1 protein-coding gene and 1 pseudogene are annotated in these 2,865 nt (G+C 74.9%); both read right to left on the reverse strand.

The features are described from left to right. Window positions 1-121: 121 nt before the first annotated feature. Window positions 122-1,063 (reverse strand): annotated as a pseudogene (locus MHW47_RS34105) (nitroreductase); the annotation flags it as partial. Between the two features lie 53 nt (window positions 1,064-1,116). Next, window positions 1,117-2,865, reverse strand: a 1,749-nt coding sequence (locus MHW47_RS34110; RefSeq protein ID WP_239227718.1) for a TOMM precursor leader peptide-binding protein, incomplete at its 5' end; no start/stop codon positions are given.

Consider the following 2,865-nt stretch of genomic DNA (forward strand, 5'->3'; position numbering starts at 1 on the left):
CAGATCCGCCAGGTCTGCACGAGGGTGCCCAGGTCGGTGGAGACCACGTGGTACGAGAAGCTGTTGTACTTGAACGCGTTCTGCCAGTACTTGACGCCGAGGATCAGGTACTGGTCGGTCCGCCGGGGGCGGGGCGGTCCGCGGCGTCCCGGGTGGTCGCGGCGTGCATGGCGAGGAGGGTGGGGAACTCCAGTACGGTGCGCGACCGTTCGGCGTCCCGGTGCCGGACGGCCGGGTCGGGGCCCTCGGGGAGCGCCGGGGCGGCGGGGGCGGGGGCGTCCCAGCGGAGCGGGACGACGGCGAAGACGCCCTCCTCCTCGCCCGGGGTGCCGAGCAGCCCGTTCAGCCGGGGTTCGTCGAACCACAGGACGGGCGAGGGGGCGAGGCCGCGGGCCCCGGCCCAGATCCGCCAGGTCTGCACGAGGGTGCCCAGGTCGGTGGAGACCACGTGGTACGAGAAGCTGTTGTACTTGAACGCGTTCTGCCAGTACTTGACGCCGAGGATCAGGTACTGGTCGGTCCGCCGGGCCTCCTCGGGGGCGTCGGGCCCCAGCGCCTCGCGGACGCGGGCCGAGACGTCACCGGTCAGCACCCGCTGCACGGCGTGCCGCTGGACGTCGTAGTAGTGCAGGCCCGGGGTCAGCGGCCCGGACGGGCCGGACGCCCAGTAGATGCTGACCGGGTAGAGCCCGCCGCCGCCCGCGGTGCCCCGGGACCAGTTGGCGTGGGTGTGCAGCGGCAGCCCGGACAGGTCGCTGTTGGCCTGGATGCCCAGGCGGCGGCCGGTCAGCCCGTAGGAGTCCTTGAGCATCGCCGCCAGCAGCGGAAGGGTGAACCCCGCCGGGTCGTCCGCCCGGGGGCGCTCGTCCGGGGCGGGCAGCAGGCCGCGCGCGGCGGGGGCGTCCGGGAGGCCGTCGCCGTTGGGGAGGGCGTAGGGCTCCACGTCCGGATAGAACTTGCCCCGGCGCGGGGCGTCGGGCCAGTCGGGGACGAAGTCGGTGGGCTCCATCGGGACGCGCCCCCGGTGCAGGACGGCGTCGGCGTACTCATGGGCGTACCCCATCAGGGAGGCCCCCTCTCGGCTGGGCGCGGCTGGAGCGACGCGTGGACGGGCGGTCACGGGAACGGGTGCGGTGCGGGGTTGAGTCCGGCGGGGCCGAGCACGGTGCGCATCCGGGGCATGTGCCGGGCGCGCTGGCGGGACCAGCCGAAGTCGATCGGGAGCAGCCCGGGCACCAGGACCTTCACGGTGTGCAGGCCGAGGGCGCGCTGCTCGGGCAGGGTCTGGTCGACGACGACCACGTCGTGTCCGGAGGCGGTGACGGCGCCGACCGCGCGCAGCAGGTCCGCGCGCAGGTTGGGGGACGCCGCTCCGCTCGCGGGGTCCGGCCAGGCGAGATCGGCGACGGCGAGCGGCGGCCGGGGCTCTGCCTGCCGCAGCAGGAAGTCGGCGTGCCGGCCCATCTCGGGGATGCCGTAGGACAGCGGGTGGTCGTGCAGGGTGGTGACCCGGTCGAAGTCGGTGGCCATGGCGCGCAGCCGCTCCTCGTCGCGCAGGGTCCGGCCGACGAGGTTGACCGCGTCGGTGGCGATCTCGCAGAGCGCGGAGTCCAGGGCGGATTCCGGGTCGAGTCCGGCGCCCGCGCCGAAGCACATCCGGCCGGTGGAGCCGTCGAAGCGTTCGGCGCAGCCGGTGACCACGGGGACGGGGAAGCCGATCCGGGTGTCGAAGAAGCGGGCCCGGTAGCCGTACATGGCGAGCCGGTCCACCATGTGCCGGGTGGTGGCCCTGGTGCTGGTCGCCGGGTCGATCTCGCGCAGCGGCAGCTGCCCGTACCAGGCGAGCAGGAAGGCGTCCCGCTCGATGACCTCCATCAGGCCGAAGTAGACCGCCTCCTCCGTACTGCCTCCGGAGGCGCAGCCGTTGGAGCTCTCCTGCACGAACCGGCCCTCCAGGCCCGGGGCGTGGTAGTAGGCGAGGATCTCGGGCACCGGCCGGGGCCGGTCGTCGCGCAGCGACCAGCCCCACACCCAGGGGATGCGCCGGTCGGTGGCGAAGGGCCGCACCCGGGGGTTGGCGGTGTAGAACTCCGGCGCGTACAGGCCGGTCTCGCGCGGGTCGACGGCGTCGGGGCCCAGTTCGTCGAGGGAGGCGACGAGCCGGGTGGTCCGGGCCCTTGCCCGCATTCCGGCGTAGCGCTCCAGCGCCTCCAGGACCCCGATGCTCCGGCTGTGGGCGTACGTGTCCGCGTGGCCGCCCCAGAACGTCTCCCGGAGGTAGTCCCCGGAGCGGGTCGAGAAGCAGCCGACGGTGGCGGAGGTGGTGGTGGATGCGACGTCGCAGATCACCGAGGAACCGAGCGCGCCCCAGTACGGGTTGACGAAGGCGTCCTCCGGCAGCCGGTAGTCCTCCACCCGCCGTACCCGGAAGACGCCCGGCCGGTACGGCGGCGCGGGCCGCAGGGTGAGGACGGCGGCCTCGGCGCTGTCGGGCCGGGGCGTGGCGCAGCCGGGGCACTCCGGGTCGGGGACGAGGGGGTGGCTGCGTACGGTCATGGCGTCCAGGTCGAGCAGATGGACGCGCGGGAACGGCCCCGGCTCCGGGTCCGCCCCGGCGAGCCCCGCCACCAGGGCGGCGACGGCGGTGACGGCGAAGGGCGTGCCGTACGGCCAGTCGCCCGCCGGGCGGGTGCCGGTGCCCAGTTCGAGGCCCTCGCGCAGGGACACCGAGCGGACGCCCTGCCAGCGCCGGGCGAGGCAGGTGCCGCAGCCCGGCCGTCCGTCCCGCGCGGGCCACGGGCCGATCAGCACCTGCCGGCCGTACAGGTGGACGGGTACGGCGGTGCCGTCGGCGGCGTCCTCGCC

Origin of the sequence: Streptomyces sp. OfavH-34-F (assembly GCF_022347745.1) — a bacterium.
Lineage (GTDB): Bacteria > Actinomycetota > Actinomycetes > Streptomycetales > Streptomycetaceae > Streptomyces.